Here is a 22,482-nt window from a genome sequence, read left to right as displayed (position 1 = left end):
AGTAGCGTTTTTTGTTTTGCGAAATAAAAACAATTGCGATACAGTAAACCTGTACAAACAAATATTCCTTCGGGGTCGGGTGAAATTCCCAACCGGCGGTGATGGGCCTATGCCCTAAGTCCGTGACCCGGGCGCACGTGTGCGAACGGTGGATCTAGTGAGACTCTAGAGCCGACAGTATAGTCTGGATGGGAGAAGGAACAAAAAACAGGTCCACGTGACCTGTGCTTCGTCGTACGCTTTTCTGTATAGAAAACGTTTATTTGGCTTGCCAAAATTCGACGAAACCCTCCCACCAAGACCCTAAGGACTGCTCCTTAGGGTCTTTTGTTTGTACGGAAAAAGGAGGGAGAACGATGAAACAGTACATGGAACAGGCCATTCAATTGGCGAAATCAGCCGATGGGCAGACCGGTGTCAATCCACTCGTCGGTGCCGTTCTCGTGAAAGACGGGCGTATCGTCGGAATGGGTGCCCACCTTAAGGCGGGCGAACCACATGCTGAAGTGCATGCGATTCGAATGGCCGGTGCGGCTGCATCCGGGGCGACTTTATATGTCACGCTCGAACCGTGCTCGCATCACGGCAAGACACCGCCGTGCGCCGATTTGATTGTAGAATCGGGCATCAAACGTGTCGTCGTCGCCATGAAAGATCCGAATCCACTCGTCGCAGGCAATGGGATCGTGCGCCTGCAAGCGGCCGGTGTCGAAGTCGATGTGGGTCTACTTGAGGAAGAGGCGCGTGCCTTGAATCCGGCATTTTTGCGGTCGCTTGAGACGAAACGACCATACGTCATCTTGAAGACGGCAACGAGCCTCGATGGGAAAGTTGCCTTAGAGACGGGGGAGAGTCAATGGGTGACGAGTTCGGAAGCCCGTCGTGATGTGCATGAACTTCGTGCCACGGTCGATGCGATTTTGACCGGGATTGGAACGGTGCTCGCGGATGACCCATCGCTTACGGTTCGATTGGACCGCGTGACGCGACAGCCGAAACGAGTCGTGCTCGACCGTGACCTGAGGTTACCGCTCGCCAGTACGTTAGCACGTACCGCCGAAGACGTCCCGGTGCTCCTCTTCACTTCGTCAGATGAGGCAGAACGACGTGAACGAGCTCAAGCCGTCGGTATCGAATTATTCGATTATACGTCACTCGGCACGGTTCTTGAGACGCTATACGCAAATGGGATTGGGCGTGTGTTGATCGAGGCCGGACCGACGCTTGTCACCTCACTTCTTGACGGAGGCTACGTGGATGAATGGGTCGCCTATCAATCACCACGGGTGTTCGGTGGGAAGCATGGCGTCTATCGCTCACAGCAGGAAGGGACGATCGATGGGATATCCCGTTTTACGATTCATCAGGTCGAAACGATTGGACCCGACCTGAAAGTCGTCCTTCGAAAGGGGGCGCTCTGATGTTCACGGGAATCGTAGAAGAAATCGGATCGGTCAAAGCGGTCAAGCGCAACGGACCATCTTTACGACTCGTTTTGTCCGCTGTGAAAGTGCTTGAGGATGTGAAGCTCGGGGACAGCATTGCCGTGAATGGGATCTGTCTCACGGTGACGACGTTCGATGACGCGACGTTCTCTGTCGATGTCATGCCAGAAACATTGAAGGCATCGAGCCTAGATGGGGTCAAGCCTGGAACACCTGTCAATCTCGAACGAGCGATGCCGGCGAACGGACGGTTTGGCGGACATTTCGTATCCGGTCATGTCGACGGGGTCGGGCGAATCACGAAGAAACGTCCTCTCGCGAATGCGGTCTATGTTGATATCCAGTGTGACCGCGCGCTCCTTTCCTATATTGTCCCGAAAGGCTCGATATCTGTAGATGGAACGAGTTTGACTGTGTTCGATGTGTCAGAGCGTGGGTTTACCCTGTCCTTGATTCCACACACATACAGCGAGACCGTGCTTGGGATGAAACAGACGGGTGATTTAGTCAATTTAGAATGTGATCTGTTAGCAAAATATATGGAAAAGGTCGTCGGGCAGTCGAAGATGACGCTCGAGTCTTTGGCGGAACAAGGATATGGAAAGGCGGGATGGTAATGTTTGATTCGATTGAACGGGCGGTTGAGGAACTGAGACGAGGACGTCCCATCATCGTCGTGGATGATGAGGACCGTGAGAATGAAGGGGACTTTGTCGTACTCGGTGACAAGATGACACCGGAAACGATGAACTTTTTGATCACGGAAGGGAAAGGACTCGTCTGTAGCGCCGTAGCAGAAGAAGTGGCAGTTCGTCTCGACCTCGCGCCGATGGTGACGAACAGTACAGACCCACACGGTACCGCCTTCACGGTCAGTGTCGACCATATCGATTCGACGACTGGTATCTCGGCGAGTGAACGGTCTCACACCGTTCGTGAGTTAGCGAACCCATCGTCCCATCCATCCGATTTTCAACGTCCGGGACATCTGTTCCCGCTCATTGCGAAGAAGGGAGGCGTCTCCGTTCGCCGAGGTCATACCGAAGCGTCTGTCGACCTGGCGCGACTCGCAGGAAGTGAGCCGGTCGCGGTCATCTGTGAAATCATTCGAGAGGACGGGGAGATGGCACGCGTACCTGATTTGGTACAAGTCGCTGAACGCCACGGGTTGGCATTCATCACTATCGAAGCGTTAGTCCGATATATGGAGGAGAACCTCGTCACACGTGTTGCGGACGTGTCCCTACCTTCCTCAAAAGGAACGTTTCGCATGATAGGGTATGAGAATCGAATGGACCGTGAAGAGCATGTGGCGCTCGTGACGGAGACGCTTGAGGAGGTCCCGCTCGTTCGCATTCACTCCGAATGTCTGACCGGTGACGTCTTCGGTTCGTTCCGATGTGACTGCGGTCCGCAACTGGACACGGCGATGGCACGAATCGAGCAGGAATCGGGCATCGTGCTCTATATGCGTCAAGAAGGGCGAGGCATCGGACTGTTGAACAAACTGAAGGCGTACGCCCTTCAAGAGAATGGATTGGACACGGTCGAGGCGAACGTGGCACTCGGGTTTCATCCGGACCTTCGGGACTATCGGGTGAGCGCGGCGATGCTTCGTGATCTTGGCGTCACCCGTGTCCGGCTCATGACGAACAACCCCGATAAAGTCGATGCCTTGGAATCATGTGGCATCACGGTCGTCGAACGCGTTCCGATTCATGTCGGTGCGCATGAAGCGAACGAATCGTATCGCCTGACGAAACAACTCAAAATGAATCATATTGGAGGAACATGGACATGACCTATACATTTGAAGGAAACTTAGTTGGAGAAGGCTTAAAGATTGGAATCGTCGTCGGACGGTTCAACGACTTGATCACGATGCGTCTGCTTGACGGGGCGAAGGATGCCTTGAAACGTCATGGGGTGAAGGAAGAGGATGTGTCGCTCGCCTTCGTCCCAGGAGCATTTGAACTCCCGCTCGTCGCGAAAAAAATGGCGATGAGCAAACAATACGACGCGGTCATCACGCTCGGAGCCGTCATCCGTGGTGCGACCCCGCATTTTGATTACGTCTGTAACGAAGCGGCAAAAGGGATCGCCCAGGCGAGCTATCAATCCGAAGTCCCGGTCATCTTCGGCGTGTTGACGACGGAGACGATTGAACAGGCGATTGAGCGTGCGGGTACGAAAGCGGGCAACAAAGGGTGGGAAGCGGCGACTTCTGCCATCGAGATGGCCAATCTATTGAAGCAAGTGTGATCACGAACCGGGTGACAATCACCCGGTTTTTCAAATGGTTGAACTAGGATGAAAAAACTGAAAAATGGGTAAAATAAGTGCATGGAACGAATGCATGTATTTGAACGATAAGGGAGGTTTGGCACATGGCAACTTCGCACGAATCATTGACGTTACAGTTACAACAACAAGAGCGACTCCATCACCTGCTTTCGTCACTCCTCAATCGCTTTTTAACGACAGAGATTGCGGATTTCAAAAAGCGGGTTGACCAATCGCTGGCCGAACTTGGACATTATTTCGCGGTCGACCGCGTCTATGTCTTCGATTATGATTTTACGAAGCAAGTCTGCCATAACACGTTCGAATGGTGCGCCGAAGGAATCACGGCTGAAATGGACAATCTTCAAGACGTGCCGATTGATGTGCTGCCCGAGTGGGTGAATACCCATGTGGCGGGTGAGACGATGTATATTCCACGGGTCGCCGATTTACCTGAAGGGAGCGCCGTCCGCGCCATCTTAGAACCGCAAGCGATTCAAAGTTTGCTCGCGGTCCCCATGATGCAAGGGAAGTCGTGTCAGGGATTTGTCGGGTTTGATTCCGTCGTCTCGGAACGGACGTACACGGAGTACGAACAACAGGCGCTACAAGATTTCAGCAATGCGCTGCTCGGGGCGGTCGAGCGACACCGCATCGAGGCCGGGCGGGAAGAAGCGCAGCGGGTCCTCGCCGAGCGTGAAAAAGAGTTGATCGATTATCAAGAGGGGCTTGTCCGCACGCTGTTACGTTTGTCCGCACTCCGTAACAACGAGACGGGGAACCATATCGAGCGGGTGCAGGATCTATCGACGTTGTTCGCGACGTTTTTATACGATCATCACCATCCGGAAGTGTCACCGCTCTTTATCGAAGGAATCCGTCTCGCGGCACCGCTCCATGATATCGGCAAAATCTCTGTTCCGGACGCAATTTTACTCAAAGCAAATCAACTGTCCGACCAGGAATGGGTATTCATGCGTGACCATGTGCGTGTCGGCGGCGAAGTGTTGAAAGATTTGCAGACACAGTTCCCTCAGAACTACTTCATTCAAATGGCCTATCACATCGCACTGTATCATCACGAGCGCTGGGACGGCACCGGGTACAACCAAGGACTGAAAGGGGAAGACATCCCGCTCGCGGCTCGAATCGTCACCATCATCGACGTCTATGACGCACTACGGACGGTCCGACCGTATAAGCCGGCCTATACTCATAAGGATGCGATTATTGCGATGCGAGACATGGAAGGGGCGTTCGACCCGACTTTGTTCGAATTATTCCTGGTTCATCAAGAAGAAATCGCCATTATGTTCGATCAGACATTTAAAGCACACTAAAAAGGAGACGTCCCCTCGGGGAGCGTCTCCTTTTTGATTAGAACGTTTCAGATGTTGTTTTCGCTTGCATGTGGAGTTGGATGTAATCCGGGCCACCTGCTTTTGAATCCGTACCTGACATGTTGAATCCACCGAACGGCTGATAGCCGACGATTGCGCCTGTGCAACCACGGTTGAAGTAAAGGTTCCCAACGTGGAAGTTTTGGCGAGCGTATTCTTGATTCATACGGTCACGTGTGAGGACCGCCCCTGTCAAGCCGTATTCTGTGTTGTTCGCGATAGCGATTGCTTCTTTGAAGTCTTTCGCTTTCGTGAAGGCGACGATTGGTCCGAAAATCTCTTCTTGCATGAGGCGTGCTTTCGGGTCGACGTCTGCGACGACAGTCGGCTCGATGAAGTAGCCTGTTGAATCGTCTGCTTTCCCACCTGCGACGATGCGTCCTTCTTCTTTTGCGACATCGAAGTACGATGTGATCTTCTTGAAGGCCGATGCGTCGATGACTGGTCCCATGAAGTGTTCGTTCTTCTCTGTGTTTCCGACAGAGAGTTCGTTCGTGAGTTCGACGACACGGTCAAGTACCGTATCATACACGCTGTCGACGATGACGGCACGTGAACAAGCCGAACATTTCTGACCAGAGAAACCGAATGCCGATTTCACGATCGATTGTGCAGCGAGCTCGAGGTCGGCTGATTCGTCGACGACGATCGTATCTTTTCCACCCATCTCCGCGATCACGCGTTTGAGCCAAATTTGACCTTCGTTCAACTTAGACGCACGTTCGTTGATGCGGAGTCCCACATCACGCGATCCTGTGAAGCTGATGAAGCGTGTCTTCGGATGGTCGACGAGATAGTCCCCGACTTCTGCACCCGGTCCCGGGATGAAGTTGAGCACGCCTTTTGGAAGACCTGCCTCTTCCATCACTTCGACGAATTTCGCAGCGACGATTGGCGTCGTCGAAGCTGGTTTCAAGAGAATTGTGTTACCGGCGACGATGGCCGCAACTGCTGTACCGGCCATGATTGCGAATGGGAAGTTCCATGGGCTGATGACGATCCCGACCCCGAGTGGGATGTAGTCATACCGGTTGTATTCGCCTGGGCGGCTCTCCACTTTCTTGCCTGGTTTGAGTTCGAGCATTTGACGTGCATAATATTCCATGAAGTCGATTGCTTCCGCTGTATCCGCATCTGCCTCGTTCCACGGTTTACCCGCTTCTTTGACGAGGTAAGCCGAGAACTCATGCTTACGTTTGCGGACGATGTTCGCTGCTTTGAACAAGACGTCGGCGCGGACAGCCGGGTCGACATGGCGCCATGAGTCAAATGCTGTGAGTGCTTCTTGCATCGCACGTTCTGCGAGCTCTTGGTTCGCTTTTGACACGCGACCGATCACTTCTTCTTTGTTAGCCGGGTTGTAAGACGTGATTTTACCTTCCGTCGTAACCTTTTCCCCACCAATTACGAGCGGATAGTCTTTCCCGAGCTCACCGTTCACTTTCTCGATTGCCGCTTGGATTGCTTCGGCATTCTCTTTTTGTGTAAAGTCTGTGAATGGTTCATGTTTGTATGGAATCATTCTCGTTCCCCCTTAAAGTGATGTTGAGCGTTAAAGCGCTTACGTCTGTATTGTATCGAAATTATCGTAGAAATCCTAGTGAAACAATTTTCCAGAAACACATGGCATTGGAGCAAGAAATCGAGACGTGATAGGATGGGGGAGAACAAGGCTTTAGAAAGGACGAACAACATGAAAAAATGGTTCATTCCGCTACTCCTCGTCTTCATGCTCGGGGCATGTGGGAACGAGGAAGAGACGGTGGTAGAAGAGACAGACCGCGCATTGCCGGACGCTGTCACGGACGTGTACGCAGACTATCAGACGGCACTCGAGTCTGGAGACGCTGAGGCACTCGCATCAATTGATTATGCTGGCCGGTTGACCGAGATTCCGGCGACTGGTGCCGTCACCCGTCAATTATCTCCTGGTGAGATTTATAAGAGCTGGGTCAACGAAGAGGAAGACGTGGCGTTCCTTGTCCATGAGATGATCGATGAAGAAGGGAACCCGCTCCCGAACCGACTCAGTAAAATCGCTGTGAAGGAAGGGGATGAGTGGTCACTCGTCATCACACCGGCCGCTTTACCAAAAGACGTGATTGCCGAGGTCGGAGAGTTGCTCATCGGTGTCCAGGCGAACGAGTACGGAGTGAATGCCGAAGCGAACGCCCGTCTCGCCGAGATTCCGGAAGATGAGGCTGGTCCGATCTATGACCAAGTCAACGCACAGACGGATTATATGGCCCTCGAGGCAGACAATAACGTCTTCCTGCTCATGGCGGAAACGTTGACGGTCGAGGAGAACCAAACCATCATGACCGACTATTTCAAAGCGTATGAGACGTGGTACACCGATAACGAGGAGACGCTCCGAAAAGCGGCTGCAACGGAAGATCCAGTCGAGTATATCGAAGTGCTTGACCCATTAAAGACAAAATTAGAAGAAGCGATCGATGGCTATGACGAACAACTTGTCGACCCATCGTTTGGCTAAGGAGGAACAGCAGATGCTCGCACCAACATTTTCATTACCGAACCAAAACGGAGAGATGGTTTCATTAAAGGACTATCTCGGCAAGAAAGTCGTCTTATACTTCTATCCTCGAGATTCGACACCTGGTTGCACGACCGAGGCATGCGATTTCCGCGATGCGTTGCCGAAGATGGAAGGCGCGGTCGTCCTTGGGGTATCGGCCGACAGTCAAAAGAAACATCAAAACTTTATCGCCAAGAATGACCTCCCATTTGATTTACTCGTGGACGAGGAACATGAAGTGTCCGAGCTTTACGGCGTCTGGCAGTTGAAGAAAAATTACGGGAAAGAATATTACGGCATCGTCCGTTCGACTTTCTTAATCAACGAGGACGGCTATATCGAACAAGAGTGGCGCAACGTCAAAGTGAAAGGTCACGTCGAAGAAGTCGTGGCTGCCATTCGTTCGTAAAACGAGAAACTTAAGAAAAAGTCATGAATGGTTTCAGACTGTAGACACGCATGGGTCTACAGTCTTTTTTGTGCCGGCTCACTTTCCTAGGAGCAAGCAAGGAGGCGCATCGCGACTCGGTCGCTGCTATCAAACCGCTTCGAGCGTGCTTTATACGGTTGCAACCACTCCATTTCTGATTGAGATGTAGTCTATCGATTAACGGTTCGTAGTGATCATGAAATCCGGGCTCATGCAGTTGAATATATATTACAATCATATTTCGAAATAAATTTTAAGAAGCTTTTAAGAATAAGGGTTCAGGGAAAATATTACAATTATATAACGTGTTGAAAACGCTTTCTTTAGGCGGTGTACCTTGACTCGATTGTGAATGTTCTGAAAAATATAGGGAGAGCGCTCAAATCAAGAACGTAGGAGGAGAGCAACACGGTGAATCAAATTGAAAGTTGGCTGACGAGTTTATCCAATCTCGTCTGGGGGCCACATTTACTCATATTACTCGTCGGGACAGGGATTTTCCTGACCGTCCGTCTCGGATTTATCCAAGTGACGCGACTTGGGGTTGGTCTGAAAGAAGCATTTATTCCGAAACCAGAACAACCGAAGAAAAAGCAACGCGGGGACATCTCGCATTTCCAAGCACTTATGACGGCATTGGCGGCCACGGTCGGTACCGGAAACATGGTCGGTGTCGCGACGGCGATTGTCCTCGGGGGACCGGGTGCTGTCGTTTGGATGTGGTTATCTGGTTTCGTCGGGATGGCGACGAAATATGCGGAGGCCATCCTTGCCGTCAAATATCGTGTCGTCGATGAACGAGGCGAAATTGCCGGGGGTCCGATGTATTACTTAGAACACGGACTAAAGAAAAAGTGGCTCGGCGTCTTGTTCGCCGTCTTTGCATCGGTCGCAGCCTTTGGGATTGGGAACGGGGTCCAAACGAACTCGATCAGTCTCGCCTTGAACAACTCGTTCAACATCCCAATGGTTGTGACAGGGGTCGTCATGATGGCGGTCACGGCATTCGTCATCTTAGGTGGTGTCAAATCAATCGGAAAAGTCGTCGGAATCTTCGTCCCGTTCATGATTTTCGCATATGTCGGGAGTGGGCTCGTGATTCTCATCATGAACCTTGAATTGGTACCAGGTGCCTTATCGACAATGTTCTCGAGCACATTCAGTGCTGAAGCCATCGGAGGGGGTGCGTTAGGTGCCGCGATTCGCTACGGGGTCGCGCGCGGTGTGTTCTCTAACGAGGCAGGACTTGGATCTGCACCGATTGCGGCCGCGGCAGCGAAGACCGACTTCCCGGGACGTCAAGCACTCGTTTCGATGACACAAGTGTTGATCGACACACTCATTGTCTGTTCTATCACGGGACTCACGATCGTTATGGGTGGTCAATATACGGAAGGGCTTGAAGGGATTGCCTTGACGCAAGCCTCGTTCGCTTACTTCTTAGGACCGATTGGTGAAATCATCGTGACGATCTCGCTCGTCTTCTTCGCCTACTCAACCGTCCTCGGCTGGTGTTATTACGGCGAACGCTCAGCGTATTATTTACTCGGGGAAAAAGTGATCGTCCCATATCGTGTCCTCTACATTTTAGTCGCGGGACTCGGTGCGATGACGACGAACTTGAATTTGATCTGGTCCATCTCGGATGTGTTCAACGGTCTCATGGCTATCCCGAACTTGATTGGACTCTTGTTCCTCTCAGGTGTGGTCGTCGCCGAGACAAAACGATTCGAACTCGAACGGAAAAAAGAACGGCAGTCATCTGCCGCTTGATGAGAAAACCCGCCGGACAGCACGTGTCGGCGGGTTTTTGTCATACCTTGAATTGGCGAATCAGTGAATCGAGTTCTTCCATCTTTTGTTGCGACTGTTCCGTCGCATGGTTCAACTCGGCGAAACGTTCGACGGACATCGTCACTTTTTCAGCGATTTCTTGCGTACCGAGTGCCCCGTTGTTGACGGTCGTTGCGACGTCTTGGATGACGCCGATCATGTTAGACGTCAATTGTTCGAGCTCCCCGGCAGCGGCGGCGAACTCGGTCGCAGTCGTTTCGAAGCGACCTGCGTCCTCGCTATATTGTCCGGCTGCCTCTTCAAGTTGGTCATAATCTTTCAAGACGTTTGTGTCGAGGAAGTGGAGCATCTGTCCAGAACTCTCGTTCAAATGGTCGACCGAATGAAGGACGGTCGTCGAGATGACTTGAATGCGTTCGACGGTCGCCCGGCTCGTTTCGGCGAGTTTTCGAATCTCGTCGGCGACGACGGCGAATCCGCGTCCGGCCTCTCCGGCACGAGCCGCTTCAATCGAGGCATTGAGTGACAAGAGGTTCGTCTGCGCGGCGATGTCGAGGATGTCGTTCGTTAGCGTCGCGATCTCATGGACGGCTTTCGCATCTTGCATCGCTTTCTCTAAGTTTGTGCGTGTCGACTGAAGGACGCTGATGGCATTCTCTTTCGCCTCCACCGCATGTGACTTGAGGGAGAGGGCACGCTCATCGATTTGTCTCGCTTCGGTTTTCCGCTCATCGGCCATCGTCACGATGTGATGAATCGTCCGTTCCATATCCGAGGCGGAAGCGTTCATCTCTTGCGCGCTTGCGGCCGTCTGTTGCATACCGGCGGTCAAGTCTTCAGTCGTCGCAGCGGTCGTCGTCATATATGTGTCGAGTTCTTTCAACTCTTCATACATATGAGTAGATTGCTTCGTCACGCCTGTCGTCACGTCGTTCACTTGAAGAATCAACTGACGCAAGTTGGCGATGAATTGATTGAAGTCACGTGCGAGTCCGGCAAACTCGTCACGGCGCTTCACAGGAATCGATGTCGTCAAATCGCCATCACTCGTGGCGAGCTCATGCATCTTCGTCTTGAACTCTTTGAGCGGCTCAAAGATGGAGCGGAAGATGAAGAGCATCATGAGGATTGTCATGACAGCCGCGACACCAAGTACGATGAAGAGCGACATCTGAACTTGCTCAAACATCTTAGCTGCTGCGGCTGTGTCCGACTGAATCGCTTCGCGGTTCAAGTTGACGAGAAGACCGAGAGAGTTCGAAAGCGTATCGGCACTTGCAGTTGCCGTATCGCGAATGTACGCCTCTGCGGCCTCTGTACCGTCTTCATTTGAAATACGAATGAGTTCATTCATGACCGTTTGGAAGTTATCCCAATTCGAACGGGCTTCATCGAAGAGCTGTTGATCTTCTTCCATGATAATCGTCGCTTCATAGCCGTCCATCCGTTGTTCCAAAATGGCGACGGATGCTTGAATGTCCCGTTCGATGTTTTGTTTCGTCACGGCGTCATCCACGAGAGCGTGACGAATCAAATGACGACGGATTTCGAGCAGTTGCTTATCGACTTGATGAATCTGGTCCATGCCTGGCACCCAGGAAACGGTCATGTCTTCTTGAGCTGCTTTTGATGTGTTCAAGGCGTACCATGAGTAACCGCTTACACCGAGGAGTAGCACAAACATGATGCTAAACGCAGTGATGAGTTTATTCCGAATCGACATACGATTCCTCCTTACGAATCTTTTCTACCATTAGCATAATCAGAATCGCACATCGACCGTATAGCTGATTTCGAAAGCGGGTCAATATTCGGAGAAGATTTCCCTAGTTTCTCAAAAAGGAGACATTTTCTCACAAGATAGATTTCCTTTTTTGTCTTATGAAAAAGTGGTATGATAATGAACGATGTATTGAAAACTGTTGGAGGTGGGAATTTTGGCTCGTATTACAGAAGCTGAAGTTCGGCACGTCGCCGGACTTGCCCGACTTGCGATCACGGATGAAGAAGTGACGCACTTCACGGAGCAATTGACAAAAATTCTCGAGTTCGCCGAGCAACTCGATGAGCTGGATACAACGGGCGTCGAACCGACGACCCATGCCCTAGATTTGAAAAACGTACTACGCAAAGACGAGGTCCGTCCATCGCTTCCACGTGAGGAAGTCGAACGGATGGCACCTGACTGGGAGAACGGTCAAGTCCGTGTCCCTGCGGTCTTTGAGTAAGGAGGCCTTTCATGAGTTTATTTGACCACGGTGTAGCGAAACTGCATACGTTATTAAAAGAAGGCGAAGTCACGGTCACGGACCTCGTCAAAGAGTCGTTCGACCGCATCGAAGCGACGGATGATCAAATCGGTGCGTTTTTGACGCTCAATGAGGATGCGTTCGAGCAAGCGAAGCGCATGGATGAGCTCGCAAAAACGTCAGACAACCCGCTTTTCGGCATGCCGATCGGTGTGAAAGACAACATCGTCACAAAAGGGATGCGGACGACATGTGCCTCGACGTTCCTCGAGAACTTCGTCCCGGCACACGATGCGACGGTCGTCGAGCGTCTTCATGACGCAGGAGCCGTCACAATCGGGAAGTTGAACATGGACGAGTTCGCGATGGGTTCATCAAACGAGAACTCGGCGTTCAAGCCTGTCCGTAACCCATGGGATCCGACTCGTGTACCAGGAGGTTCTTCAGGCGGTTCAGCAGCATCGGTCGCAGCTGGGCAAGTCCTCTTCAGCCTCGGTTCAGATACGGGTGGTTCGATTCGTCAACCAGCCGCATATTGTGGTGTCGTTGGGATGAAGCCGACATACGGTCTCGTCTCACGTTTCGGTCTCGTCGCCTTCGCGTCGTCACTTGACCAAATCGGCCCGCTCACGCGCACGGTCGAAGACAATGCTTACTTATTGAATACGATTGCGGGTCATTGCGACATGGACTCGACGTCGGCTGAAGTCGAGGTGCCGGACTATACGGCAGCGCTCAACCAGGATTTGACGGGCATGAAGTTCGCACTTCCGGAAGAGTTCATGGCAGAAGGTGTCGCACCTGGCGTCCGTGAACAGATTGAAAAAGCGATCGAGACGCTCAAGTCTCTCGGTGCGACAATCGAGACGGTTTCGATTCCGTCTGTGAAGTATGCCCTCTCGGCCTACTACTTGCTCGCGTCGTCAGAAGCTTCTTCGAACTTGGCTCGTTTCGACGGTATCCGTTACGGACGTCGCGCCGAAGCGGACACGCTCGACGAAGTGTTCACGTATTCGCGTGAACAAGGGTTCGGGGACGAGGTCAAACGCCGGATCATGCTCGGGACTTATGCCCTCAGCTCTGGTTACTATGATGCGTTCTACAAGAAAGCCCAACAAGTCCGTACCCTCATGAAGCAGGACTTCGCGAAAGTGTTCGAAGAGTATGATGCCATCGTTGGACCAACTGCTCCGACGACAGCGTTCAAACTCGGCGAACAGCTCGACGATCCGCTCACGATGTATGCGAACGATATCATGACGATTCCGGTCAACTTGGTCGGTATCCCGGCCATCTCGGTCCCGGCAGGTCTTTCAGAAGGACTTCCGGTCGGTCTTCAAATTATCGGGAACTACTTTGATGAATCAACACTTTACCGCGTGGCCCATGCTTTTGAACAAGCAAACGGCGGTTTCAAGATGCCACAGCTCTAAGGAGGACGTACGATGAACTTTGAAACGATCATCGGGATCGAGGTGCACGCCGAGCTGAGCACGAAGTCGAAGATTTGGTGTGGCTGCTCACGCACTTACGGTGCCGAAACGAATACACAGACGTGTCCGATTTGTCTCGGACACCCAGGCGTCTTGCCTAAATTGAACGAAGAAGCGGTCAACCTCGCCATCAAAGCGGCAATGGCACTCAACTGTGAGATTGCGACAGATACGAAGTTCGACCGCAAGAACTACTTCTACCCTGACACGCCGAAAGCATATCAAATCTCGCAGTTTGATAAGCCGATCGGTTCAAACGGTCACGTCGACGTCGAAGTAGACGGAGAGATGAAACGATTCCGCATCGAGCGCGTGCACTTGGAAGAAGATGCCGGGAAGATGAACCACACGGGCGAGAAGCACTCGGTCGTCGACTTCAACCGGACCGGTTCACCACTCATCGAGATTGTCAGTGAGGCAGACATGCGCTCACCGAAAGATGCGGTCGCGTATCTCGAGCGTTTGAAAGAAGTCCTCTCGTTCGCTGGCGTCTCGGACGTCAAGATGGAAGAGGGGTCACTTCGCTGTGACTGTAACATCTCCGTCCGTCCATTCGGGCAGGAGAAGTTCGGTACGAAGACAGAGCTCAAGAACTTGAACTCGTTCTCAAACGTCTTAAAGGCACTCGACTATGAAGAGACGCGTCATCGCAAATTGCTTCTTTCAGGTGGCGTCATGCGTCAAGAGACGCTCCGTTACGACGAAGCGGCGAAAAAGACGATTCTCATGCGTGTCAAAGAAGGGGCGGCGGACTACCGTTACTTCCCAGAACCGGACCTCGTCCGTCTCGAAATCGATGAGGCATGGAAAGAGCGCATCCGCGCGACGATTCCAGAGATGCCGGCAGCTCGTCGTGAACGCTACATGAGCCAATACGGTCTCTCGGCATACGACGCAAAAGCCCTCACTTCAACGCGAGAGTTCTCGGACTTCTTCGAAGCGACGACAGCGGCCGGTGCGGAGCCGAAAGCGGCAGCGAACTGGCTCATGGGTGAAGTGCTCGGTCACTTGAACAAGTCGAATGAAACGGTCGAGACGATGAAGTTGACACCGGAATCACTCGCCGAGCTCATCCGCTTGATCGCAGAAGGGACGATTTCATCGAAAATCGCGAAGCGTGTCTTCACGGCGATGATGGAAGAAGGCGCTGATCCGAAAGCGTATGTGGAAGCGAACGGACTCGCCCAAATCTCGGACGAGAACTTACTCCGTGGCTACATCCTCGTATTGTTCGAGGCGCATCCGCAAATGATCGAAGACTTCAAGAACGGGAAAGACCGTGCGAAAGGCTTCATCATCGGCCAAATCATGAAACAGACGAAAGGGATGGCGAACCCGGCACTCCTCGATGGCTTGTTCCACGAAGAGATCGCAAAACGCTAAGCAGGCGGCGAGACACTTGTGTCTCGCTTTTCGCTCGAGTTGAGCATAGGGGAGAGAATCAATATGCAACGGAAACGTGCGCGGGTCATTTATAACCCGACATCTGGTAAAGAAGTGATCAAACGGGAACTCCCGTACATTTTGAACCGCCTCGAGGATGCGGGTTATGAGACGTCGACGTATGCGACGAAAGCGATTGGTGATGCCACGCTCGAAGCAAAACGGGCCTCAGCGGCCGAGTTCGACCTCATTATCGCCGCAGGCGGAGACGGGACATTGAACGAAGTCATCTCAGGGCTCGCCCCGCTAGAGAATCGTCCGACGATCGGACTCATTCCGGTCGGGACGACGAACGACTTTGCCCGGGCGATGCGGATCCCACTAAGTGTGGTCGGTGCACTCGACGTCATCTGTGACGGATTCGAGATGCCGGTCGACCTTGGGGAAATCGAAGGCGAGAAAGGTGACATCCACTATTTCATCAATATCGCCGGTGGCGGCATCATGACCGAGCTCTCGTATGAGGTGCCATCGAAGTTGAAGACAGCACTCGGACAGCTTGCGTATTACGTGAAAGGGATGGAGAAACTGCCTCTCATCAAACCGACGTACATCGAACTCGAACACGATGAAGGAACGTTCCAAGGCGAGGTCATGGTCTTCCTCACATCGAACTCGAACTCGGTCGGTGGATTTGAAAAAATCTCACCACACGCGTCGTTGAATGACGGGTTGTTCGATCTGTTCATTTTACGGAAATGTAACTTGTTTGAATTCATCCACGTCGTCCGTCTACTCCTTCGGGGTGAGCACTTATCAAGCTCACTCGTCGAGCATGTGAAGACGAGCCGCGTCCGGATGAAGACGACCGAGCCGATGAGTCTCAACATCGACGGTGAGTACGGCGGGGAATGCACAGGTGAAATGCGGAACTTATTCCGTCACTTGACGGTGCTCGCACCGAACGCCCGAATCCGCGAGATGGAAGATTTGAATGCACAATATGAACGCGAACAGATGATCAAGCAATTGTTCAATGTTTCGCTCGATAAAGCAGAGTGAAAAGATAGGAATGACGACATCTGTCATTCCTATTTGCAATGGAAGGAGCATTCGTATGCTACCAGTGAAAAAGAATGATCGTCTCGATGTCCACGTCCACGACTTGACCCATGAAGGGGCGGGTGTGGCACGTGTCGACGGCTATACGTTGTTCGTCCCGAACGCGTTACCGGGTGAGACGGTCGAAATCGTCGTGACGAAGACGAACAAGCAGTATGGGTTCGCCCGATTGTTGAACGTGAAAGAAGCGAGCGCCGACCGGGTCGAGCCACCGTGCCCGATTTTTTATCAGTGTGGCGGCTGTCAGCTGCAACACTTCAGTTATGAAGGACAACTTCGCCAGAAACGAGAACGTGTCGTCGACGCGCTCAAGCGTCTTGGTCAGTTCGACGTGTCGGTCCATGACACGATCGGGATGCCAGAACCTTGGCGCTACCGCAACAAGGCGCAAGTCCCGTTCAAACAAGAAGGAGACCGTCTCGTTTCAGGCTTCTATCGTCCTCGTTCCCATGACATCGTCGAGATGAGCGAATGTTTGATTCAAGATGAGCGCAATGATCAGGCCATCCAAGTCGTCCGTGATGTGTTGGATGCTCGCGGTGTGCCGGCGTATGACGAGAAGACAGGACGCGGAGTCATCCGTCACGTCATGGCCCGTTACGGGTACCATTCGGGTGAACTCATGATTGTCCTTATCACGAAGACGACGAAATTAAAAGGCGTGAATGAGATCGTCGCCGATATCGTCGAGCGTCTCCCAGACGTGACGTCGATCATGCAAAACGTCAACCCGGACAAGACGAACGTCATCCTCGGAGCGACGAACAAGTTGCTCTATGGTCATGAGACGATTGAGGATAAGATCGCAGGACTCACATTCACGATTTCTCCGCACTCGTTCTTCCAAGTTAACCCGGTCCAAACGGAGAAGTTGTACGGGAAAGCGCTGGAGTACGCACAACTGTCAGGTACGGAACAAGTCGTTGATGCCTATTGCGGCATCGGGACGATCAGCCTGTTCCTTGCTCGGAAAGCAGCGCATGTGTACGGTGTCGAAGTCGTACCGGAAGCGATTGAAGACGCGAAACAGAATGCACTCGTCAATGAGATCGATAACGTGACGTACGCATGTGGCGCGGCGGAAGATGTGCTTCCAGAGTGGAAGAAAGACGGTGTGAACCCGGACGTGATCGTCGTCGATCCGCCCCGAAAAGGCTGTGCCGAATCGTTCCTTGAGACGATGGTCGAGATGGGACCGAAGCGAATCGTATACGTCTCCTGTAACGTCGCAACACAAGCGCGCGATATGCGTTACCTCGCCGAACGTGGCTATCGCTTGATGGAAGTGACACCGGTCGACATGTTCCCGCATACGGCGCATGTGGAGACGGTGGCGTGGTTGGAGAAAGTAGAATAAGATGAATGTATCATGCCTTCGATTGACTCAATCGGGGGCTTTTTTTCTAAACAGCCGAAAGGGGAGTCGGAGATGAGGAAAATCATTGTTCTGGAACATCTGTCGTTAGACGGTGTGATTCAAGCACCAGGTGGGAAAGAGGAGGACTTGAGCGGGGATTTCATGCATGGGGGATGGACGGAGCCGTTCTCGAGCCAAGAGCTCGGGATTTGGATTCGGACGCAAATGCATAGTGAGTTTGATTTGTTGCTCGGTCGAAAGACATATGACCAATGGGCGAGTTACTGGCCGAACCACGATGACGTCTGGCCGGAAGCCAATCGGGCGATGAAGTATGTAGTCACGCGACAGTCAATGGATACAAGATGGGAAGCGACCACATTTTTGACAGAACCGGTCGAAGCGTTGAAACGACTCAAACAAGAAGAGGGATCCGATTTACACGTCTGGGGAAGCGGTGAACTCGTGCACACGCTACTCGCAAACAATCTCATCGATGAATACCGACTGATCGTATATCCTATCATTATCGGTTCAGGCAAACGACTTTTCCCGGACGGCAACATCTTGCCACTACAACTCGACGTGATCGAGCAACAGCTGATGCCGAACGGGGTCCATGTTGTACGGTATGAGCGCCTTCAATCGGAAGGAGGGAAGATATGAGAATCGAGCAACACCTTGAAATGACCGTTTCAGAATCGATGGATACGGAACTGATTGAGCTATTACGACATGCGTTTCCTTCAATTTATCCGAATCGCCGCTACTTCAAGCAATTGCCCCATTTCCGACTCATCGCGTATGAAGACGAACAAATCATCGGACAAGTCGGGTTAGACTTCCGTGTGATGAATATGAACGGGAAACCGATTCACGTGCTCGGCATCATCGATCTGTGTGTGAGGGAAGAAGTTCGGGGACGTGGGGTCGGACGGACACTGATGGAAAAAGTCATTGATCTCGGTGAAACGTACCCCGTCGACTTTCTTCTTCTATTCGCAGATCGACCAGATCTTTACGAACGGGTCGGATTTCATAAGGTATCCAACACATGCACGTGGCTTCAAATCGATGACGAGAACCAGACGACGCGTGGGATTGGTGAAGCCACGTTTGAGGAATTGATGATTCGCCAGGTGGGAGACAAATGGTGGGCCGGCGGAACACTCGATTTGCTTGGATATTTATACTAAACTGGTATACCTTCATGTTGATTAGGTGATTGATAACGATAAATATAACAGTAATATTTAGGAGGGATTGAATGAAGCAATATACGATTCGAACTCGTAACGTCCCGCTTTCCCTGCATGACGCGGTCATCACGGAAGCGACTTTTATGGGTTCGACAATTCGTCTCGTTTTTGCGGATGGGATCCGTGACTTGTTCAAGAAAGAAGCGGTATGGACGGGACGTGCCGTCGTGACAATCTCGAACGTAGACCGGGATGCTTCGTCGCTCATTCGCTTTGGTGAATCCTCTTATTCGGTGTGTCCGATTGAACAGTTGAGCCATTTCGTTCAAATGGGGCGCTTTGAAATCGTCGATGAACTGTACGGATATCGGCAACTATTATTCCGCTGCATGTGGTTGACGGATACGACATGTGAGACGGTGGAGTTGAATCTTTCCCATGCAAGTGAGCTCGTCATCCGATGGGAAGACGAGCCGATTGAAGCGATGTATGAATCTGAATCATTTTGAGGCAAGTGTGAGACCGACATGATCGGCGACCGCTCGCGCAACATCTTGTTTTGATAGGTGATCCGTTATAATTTTTTCTGCATGGATTTCAGATTGAAATGCGGACTGGCAGCGATCAATCTGCGCTTTCCCCCAAGAGTTGAACCATTCGAAACGTTTATTCAATCGTTTCACGAGCGTCTGTCGATTCGCTTCAAGGATGAGGTGACGTACGTCGATCCCGTCCCGCTGAAGCCGACCGATGATTTCGTCTACATACGTTGCGTCCACCAATGTCATGGGAACGAGGATGACCCCATCGAAGGACGTGGCAATCTTCGACAACATCCGATAGTTGAACTCCCGCCATTCCGGATGGTGCTGAAAATCGGGCTGTTGAAGACTTTCCGGCAATTGGTCCCGAATGAAAAATCCGGCTTGTTCCGGGTCGTAGAGAAACGCATTCGACAACTGTTTCTCAAGTAGCTTGGCACAGGTCGTCTTGCCCGAACCGAATGCACCGTTAATCCATATAATCATCAAAGTCCCCCATTTTTCATCATGTCGTCTTGCAATTATAACGTATAGTTGAGTTTGCAGAATCCTATAGATTGACTAAAGGAGATTGAAACATGTTATCGATTGATGTATATGTTGTCCATGCTTTTTCAAAAGATGGAGAAGGAGGGAATGCGGCTGGGGTCGTATTACATGCAGATGCCTTAACCGAATTAGAAATGAAACAGATTGCGAAGAAGGTCGGTTACAGTGAGACTGCCTTCGTGAGTCAATCGCATCATGCGGATGTCCGCGTCCGTTTTTTTACACCTGAAGAGGAAGTCGACCTCTGTGGTCATGCAACGATTGCAACGTTTCATGTATTGAAAGAACAAGGTCTACTTGGGAGTGGACGATTTACACAAGAGACGAGAGCTGGTGTGTTAGAGGTCGAGATCCAAAACGATTTGACTATTATGATGCAGCAGCGACTCCCAGATTTTTTACCCGTGACAAATCATCAAGCAATTGCTGATTCACTGAAGGTTCCGCTTGAGGTATTAGATGATCGTTTTCCGATTCTGATCGGTTTCACTGGACTCCGAGATATCCTGATTCCTATCAAATCGCTTACTGAACTATTGTCTATTCAACCGGACTTCGAAAAAGTGAAGGAAATCAGTCGACAATCTGACGTGGTTGGGTACCATCTTTTCACTCTTGAAACGATGGAGGATGGCATCGCCCATACACGAAATTTTGCGCCACTATATGGAATCGATGAAGAATCTGCCACTGGAACGTCGAACGGTGCGCTGGCTTGTTATCTGTTCGAGCAATCTCTTGTTTTGAAAAAGTCGTCTACGCTTGTCATGGAGCAAGGATATGGAATGAAACTTCCGTCAGAAATTTTGGTAGAACTAACTGTAGCAGGAGAAGAAATCTCACACGTCACGGTTGGAGGAAAGGCGACTACTCTGAGCGTGCAACATCTTGATTTATAGGAACTCAAAAGACGAGCCGCGGCTCGTCTTTTTCATGCTGTCTTAGGATTAGGTGATTCTGTTTCTCGTAACGCATCGACTCGTTTGTATTCTTCAGTATCAGTCCACATCTCGTCTTTCAACGGATTGAGACGTCGTTTCATAATACGTGAAACCTGCATGACGGCGAGCACGACGTTGAGGGCGAGACTGATGAGGGCGAGCGTCCAGTTCGCTGCCGGATTATACGAGACGCTCACATTGAACGTACTGCCGACCGCAAAGAAGTAAGGGAAGGTCATGACCCACATCATCCAAATCGAGAGCGTTTGGGCACGGTTCTGCATCCATGTTCCTTTCGCCCAAAGGAGGGCAGGGATGGTCGCGGCAATGTTCAACGCAAATCCGGAATAAAATGCGTTACCTGGTGCACACGAATAGACGTAGGAGATGTTCCAAATCCCATATGCGATGATCCACAATTTCGTCTGGTCCGGCCAAATCATATCGACTCGCTTACCGGACGTCGCAAAGATGCCGAACCAGCCACAAATGGTGAGGATGTTCAAAATTCCGGCGAAGGCGTTGACGTAGTTCCACCCACCGGAGATGTAATTCATACCGTCGACGACCCCGTCAAATCCCATGAAGCCGACTTGAAACTCCCGTATAACGGCCTCCATAATATTGATGGCAAGAATGGCCGGGACGAGTACTAAATACCAAGGATGTTTCTTATGGTAGTTCGTGAAGCGGATGACCATGTAGATGAGCGCGCCGGCGAGTGCCGAATACACCTTCACCCAATGGAACCACGACGTGATTTCCGAATCGACGACAAACAACCAGATTGGAGTCAGTGCAATCGGTAACGCCATGAACATAAGTTGGCTCGCCCGTTTACCGGAACGGACGAACTCGTTCAACCCCATCAGCAGTCCAAGGACGACGAACCACATGACGATGTTATACCAAGGCATTGATTCGAAGAAAAACATAACATGACACTCCTTTCGAAAATGAGATAAACAGAAATAAATGCAGTGACTAAACATACCGAACGTTCGTTATGTTTATGTGAAAAGTGTAACAAACTATTGTAAACGCTGTCAATAGGAGGTGGGAGCTCACATGGAAGTGTCGAAAGTTTGCCACATCATTATGGTATAATGAGCGTTGAAAACAGAGGAGGGTGCGAGATGATGATGAACGAAGGAAAGTTGAAAATCTTACAAGCCGCGCGTGAAATCATCGTCGAACAGGGCATCAAAGGCACGACACTCCGAGGGATTGCGGAGCGGGCCGGATTCAGTACGGGTGCGATCTATCATTACTACACGTCCAAAGAGGCGATTCTATATGACGTGATGGACGAGGGGCTCGGTGAGGTCAAACGCATTGAGACCGTCTCCCATGACGATCGAAAGGAAGCGACGGTGATCATCCAGGAAATCTATGAAGGCATGCAGGAGCGCCTTCAAAAAGATGCGGAGAGCCGACTTCAATTTTATCTCGCCCACGAAGCGATGATTGGCAATGAGGACATCGAACAGAAATTCAAAGAGAAATATGAAGACTGGATCACGCGCATTGAAGCGATCTTTGTACGGGCTTACGGAGTCGAGCAAGGGCCGATGACTCGGGCGGTCGCGACATGGACGATGGCCGGGATTGACGGGATGGTGCTCCAGACGCTACTTCGCACGGGAACGATTGAACCGGAATACACGAATCGTGTGCTTCATTATTTATTGACCGAAGGATTCCCGCACTTTTTTCAACTCATTCGCTCGAAAGAAACGGATCATGAGTAATGTCA

General features: G+C 51.4%; 22 protein-coding genes and 1 riboswitch. Of the genes, 18 read left to right on the top strand and 4 right to left on the bottom strand.

Annotated elements, in window-relative coordinates:
• Positions 1–61: 61 nt before the first annotated feature.
• Positions 62–204, top strand: a riboswitch (FMN riboswitch).
• Between the two features lie 152 nt (positions 205–356).
• The 5 genes from ribD to F3H97_RS08495 all read left to right on the top strand — a co-directional run bounded on the left by ribD (position 357) and on the right by F3H97_RS08495 (position 5,068).
• On the top strand, positions 357–1,421 hold the full coding sequence (gene ribD, locus F3H97_RS08515) for a bifunctional diaminohydroxyphosphoribosylaminopyrimidine deaminase/5-amino-6-(5-phosphoribosylamino)uracil reductase RibD (protein ID WP_196431077.1): 1,065 nt from the start codon (positions 357–359) through the stop codon (positions 1,419–1,421).
• Entirely contained in the window at positions 1,421–2,062 is a 642-nt protein-coding gene (gene ribE / locus F3H97_RS08510) for a riboflavin synthase (RefSeq protein ID WP_196431076.1), read from the top strand. Before ribD ends, ribE begins: the two co-directional genes overlap by 1 nt.
• Positions 2,062–3,246 (top strand): bifunctional 3,4-dihydroxy-2-butanone-4-phosphate synthase/GTP cyclohydrolase II, encoded by a 1,185-nt coding sequence (locus F3H97_RS08505; protein WP_074036106.1) that lies wholly within the window; start codon positions 2,062–2,064, stop codon positions 3,244–3,246. Before ribE ends, F3H97_RS08505 begins: the two co-directional genes overlap by 1 nt.
• Positions 3,243–3,707 (top strand): 6,7-dimethyl-8-ribityllumazine synthase, encoded by a 465-nt coding sequence (gene ribH, locus F3H97_RS08500; RefSeq protein ID WP_074036107.1) that lies wholly within the window; start codon positions 3,243–3,245, stop codon positions 3,705–3,707. The genes F3H97_RS08505 and ribH overlap by 4 nt, the downstream gene beginning before the upstream one ends.
• A gap of 125 nt (positions 3,708–3,832) precedes the next feature.
• The gene (locus tag F3H97_RS08495; RefSeq protein ID WP_196431075.1) at positions 3,833–5,068 is read left to right on the top strand and encodes a GAF and HD-GYP domain-containing protein; all 1,236 of its coding nucleotides are present in this window, start codon (positions 3,833–3,835) and stop codon (positions 5,066–5,068) included.
• A 37-nt stretch (positions 5,069–5,105) separates the two neighbouring features.
• Here the strand turns inward: F3H97_RS08495 and pruA are convergent, their stop codons facing one another.
• On the bottom strand, positions 5,106–6,650 hold the full coding sequence (pruA, locus tag F3H97_RS08490) for an L-glutamate gamma-semialdehyde dehydrogenase (RefSeq protein WP_196431074.1): 1,545 nt from the start codon (positions 6,648–6,650) through the stop codon (positions 5,106–5,108).
• 171 nt (positions 6,651–6,821) lie between these two features.
• Between pruA and F3H97_RS08485 the strand changes: the two genes are divergently transcribed.
• The 3 genes from F3H97_RS08485 (at position 6,822) to F3H97_RS08475 (ending at position 9,870) form a co-directional block, all read left to right on the top strand.
• Entirely contained in the window at positions 6,822–7,625 is an 804-nt protein-coding gene (locus tag F3H97_RS08485) for a hypothetical protein (RefSeq protein ID WP_196431073.1), read from the top strand.
• A gap of 13 nt (positions 7,626–7,638) precedes the next feature.
• Complete coding sequence (gene bcp, locus F3H97_RS08480) at positions 7,639–8,076, top strand: thioredoxin-dependent thiol peroxidase (protein WP_074036111.1); 438 nt, start codon at positions 7,639–7,641, stop codon at positions 8,074–8,076.
• Positions 8,077–8,508: 432 nt separating this feature from the next.
• On the top strand, positions 8,509–9,870 hold the full coding sequence (locus F3H97_RS08475; protein WP_196431072.1) for an alanine/glycine:cation symporter family protein: 1,362 nt from the start codon (positions 8,509–8,511) through the stop codon (positions 9,868–9,870).
• A gap of 40 nt (positions 9,871–9,910) precedes the next feature.
• Here F3H97_RS08475 and F3H97_RS08470 read toward each other — a convergent pair whose 3' ends face one another.
• A complete protein-coding gene (locus F3H97_RS08470) occupies positions 9,911–11,614 on the bottom strand; it encodes a methyl-accepting chemotaxis protein (RefSeq protein WP_196431071.1) in 1,704 nt (567 codons plus the stop codon).
• 214 nt (positions 11,615–11,828) lie between these two features.
• Here F3H97_RS08470 and gatC point away from each other — a divergent pair, with 214 nt between their 5' ends.
• From gatC to F3H97_RS08430, 8 genes are all read left to right on the top strand, one after another.
• A complete protein-coding gene (gatC, locus tag F3H97_RS08465) occupies positions 11,829–12,119 on the top strand; it encodes an Asp-tRNA(Asn)/Glu-tRNA(Gln) amidotransferase subunit GatC (protein WP_012727041.1) in 291 nt (96 codons plus the stop codon).
• Positions 12,120–12,130: 11 nt separating this feature from the next.
• On the top strand, positions 12,131–13,573 hold the full coding sequence (gene gatA, locus F3H97_RS08460) for an Asp-tRNA(Asn)/Glu-tRNA(Gln) amidotransferase subunit GatA (protein WP_031422700.1): 1,443 nt from the start codon (positions 12,131–12,133) through the stop codon (positions 13,571–13,573).
• A gap of 12 nt (positions 13,574–13,585) precedes the next feature.
• Positions 13,586–15,016, top strand: coding sequence for an Asp-tRNA(Asn)/Glu-tRNA(Gln) amidotransferase subunit GatB (gene gatB / locus F3H97_RS08455; protein ID WP_196431070.1), 1,431 nt, complete (start codon positions 13,586–13,588; stop codon positions 15,014–15,016).
• 63 nt (positions 15,017–15,079) lie between these two features.
• The gene (locus F3H97_RS08450) at positions 15,080–16,078 is read left to right on the top strand and encodes a diacylglycerol kinase (protein WP_012727038.1); all 999 of its coding nucleotides are present in this window, start codon (positions 15,080–15,082) and stop codon (positions 16,076–16,078) included.
• 55 nt (positions 16,079–16,133) lie between these two features.
• Positions 16,134–17,495: a 23S rRNA (uracil(1939)-C(5))-methyltransferase RlmD gene (rlmD, locus tag F3H97_RS08445; RefSeq protein ID WP_196431069.1), complete on the top strand. Its 1,362-nt coding sequence runs from the start codon at positions 16,134–16,136 to the stop codon at positions 17,493–17,495.
• A 72-nt stretch (positions 17,496–17,567) separates the two neighbouring features.
• Positions 17,568–18,161 (top strand): dihydrofolate reductase family protein, encoded by a 594-nt coding sequence (locus tag F3H97_RS08440; protein WP_196431068.1) that lies wholly within the window; start codon positions 17,568–17,570, stop codon positions 18,159–18,161.
• Positions 18,158–18,691, top strand: coding sequence for a GNAT family N-acetyltransferase (locus tag F3H97_RS08435; RefSeq protein WP_196431067.1), 534 nt, complete (start codon positions 18,158–18,160; stop codon positions 18,689–18,691). The genes F3H97_RS08440 and F3H97_RS08435 overlap by 4 nt, the downstream gene beginning before the upstream one ends.
• A gap of 71 nt (positions 18,692–18,762) precedes the next feature.
• Entirely contained in the window at positions 18,763–19,203 is a 441-nt protein-coding gene (locus F3H97_RS08430) for a hypothetical protein (protein WP_196431066.1), read from the top strand.
• Here the strand turns inward: F3H97_RS08430 and F3H97_RS08425 are convergent.
• On the bottom strand, positions 19,195–19,722 hold the full coding sequence (locus F3H97_RS08425; RefSeq protein ID WP_196431065.1) for an AAA family ATPase: 528 nt from the start codon (positions 19,720–19,722) through the stop codon (positions 19,195–19,197). The two genes, F3H97_RS08430 and F3H97_RS08425, sit on opposite strands and share 9 nt — an antisense overlap.
• A 92-nt stretch (positions 19,723–19,814) precedes the next feature.
• On the opposite strand from F3H97_RS08425, the gene F3H97_RS08420 reads away from it, so the two are divergent.
• The gene (locus F3H97_RS08420; RefSeq protein WP_196431064.1) at positions 19,815–20,684 is read left to right on the top strand and encodes a PhzF family phenazine biosynthesis protein; all 870 of its coding nucleotides are present in this window, start codon (positions 19,815–19,817) and stop codon (positions 20,682–20,684) included.
• 32 nt (positions 20,685–20,716) lie between these two features.
• Here F3H97_RS08420 and F3H97_RS08415 read toward each other — a convergent pair whose 3' ends face one another.
• Positions 20,717–21,661 (bottom strand): DUF5692 family protein, encoded by a 945-nt coding sequence (locus tag F3H97_RS08415; RefSeq protein ID WP_196431063.1) that lies wholly within the window; start codon positions 21,659–21,661, stop codon positions 20,717–20,719.
• A 201-nt stretch (positions 21,662–21,862) separates the two neighbouring features.
• On the opposite strand from F3H97_RS08415, the gene F3H97_RS08410 reads away from it, so the two are divergent.
• Complete coding sequence (locus F3H97_RS08410; protein WP_196431062.1) at positions 21,863–22,477, top strand: TetR/AcrR family transcriptional regulator; 615 nt, start codon at positions 21,863–21,865, stop codon at positions 22,475–22,477.
• Positions 22,478–22,482: the final 5 nt, after the last annotated feature.

Origin of the sequence: Exiguobacterium sp. SRB7LM (assembly GCF_015712685.1) — a bacterium.
GTDB classification, from domain to species: Bacteria; Bacillota; Bacilli; order Exiguobacteriales; family Exiguobacteriaceae; genus Exiguobacterium; species Exiguobacterium profundum.
The sequence above is the reverse complement of the archived record's forward strand: the minus strand, read 5'-3'. Positions and strand labels throughout refer to the sequence as shown.

What these genes read in the sequence shown, in the direction of transcription:
- ribD (WP_196431077.1), top strand. Translation starts at nt 357, where the DNA reads ATGAAACAGTACATGGAACAGGCCATTCAATTGGCGAAATCAGCCGAT.
- ribE (WP_196431076.1), top strand. Translation starts at nt 1,421, where the DNA reads ATGTTCACGGGAATCGTAGAAGAAATCGGATCGGTCAAAGCGGTCAAG.
- F3H97_RS08505 (WP_074036106.1), top strand. Translation starts at nt 2,062, where the DNA reads ATGTTTGATTCGATTGAACGGGCGGTTGAGGAACTGAGACGAGGACGT.
- ribH (WP_074036107.1), top strand. Translation starts at nt 3,243, where the DNA reads ATGACCTATACATTTGAAGGAAACTTAGTTGGAGAAGGCTTAAAGATT.
- F3H97_RS08495 (WP_196431075.1), top strand. Translation starts at nt 3,833, where the DNA reads ATGGCAACTTCGCACGAATCATTGACGTTACAGTTACAACAACAAGAG.
- pruA (WP_196431074.1), bottom strand. Translation starts at nt 6,650, where the DNA reads ATGATTCCATACAAACATGAACCATTCACAGACTTTACACAAAAAGAG.
- F3H97_RS08485 (WP_196431073.1), top strand. Translation starts at nt 6,822, where the DNA reads ATGAAAAAATGGTTCATTCCGCTACTCCTCGTCTTCATGCTCGGGGCA.
- bcp (WP_074036111.1), top strand. Translation starts at nt 7,639, where the DNA reads ATGCTCGCACCAACATTTTCATTACCGAACCAAAACGGAGAGATGGTT.
- F3H97_RS08470 (WP_196431071.1), bottom strand. Translation starts at nt 11,614, where the DNA reads ATGTCGATTCGGAATAAACTCATCACTGCGTTTAGCATCATGTTTGTG.
- gatA (WP_031422700.1), top strand. Translation starts at nt 12,131, where the DNA reads ATGAGTTTATTTGACCACGGTGTAGCGAAACTGCATACGTTATTAAAA.
- gatB (WP_196431070.1), top strand. Translation starts at nt 13,586, where the DNA reads ATGAACTTTGAAACGATCATCGGGATCGAGGTGCACGCCGAGCTGAGC.
- F3H97_RS08450 (WP_012727038.1), top strand. Translation starts at nt 15,080, where the DNA reads ATGCAACGGAAACGTGCGCGGGTCATTTATAACCCGACATCTGGTAAA.
- rlmD (WP_196431069.1), top strand. Translation starts at nt 16,134, where the DNA reads ATGCTACCAGTGAAAAAGAATGATCGTCTCGATGTCCACGTCCACGAC.
- F3H97_RS08440 (WP_196431068.1), top strand. Translation starts at nt 17,568, where the DNA reads ATGAGGAAAATCATTGTTCTGGAACATCTGTCGTTAGACGGTGTGATT.
- F3H97_RS08435 (WP_196431067.1), top strand. Translation starts at nt 18,158, where the DNA reads ATGAGAATCGAGCAACACCTTGAAATGACCGTTTCAGAATCGATGGAT.
- F3H97_RS08430 (WP_196431066.1), top strand. Translation starts at nt 18,763, where the DNA reads ATGAAGCAATATACGATTCGAACTCGTAACGTCCCGCTTTCCCTGCAT.
- F3H97_RS08425 (WP_196431065.1), bottom strand. Translation starts at nt 19,722, where the DNA reads ATGATTATATGGATTAACGGTGCATTCGGTTCGGGCAAGACGACCTGT.
- F3H97_RS08420 (WP_196431064.1), top strand. Translation starts at nt 19,815, where the DNA reads ATGTTATCGATTGATGTATATGTTGTCCATGCTTTTTCAAAAGATGGA.
- F3H97_RS08415 (WP_196431063.1), bottom strand. Translation starts at nt 21,661, where the DNA reads ATGTTTTTCTTCGAATCAATGCCTTGGTATAACATCGTCATGTGGTTC.
- F3H97_RS08410 (WP_196431062.1), top strand. Translation starts at nt 21,863, where the DNA reads ATGATGATGAACGAAGGAAAGTTGAAAATCTTACAAGCCGCGCGTGAA.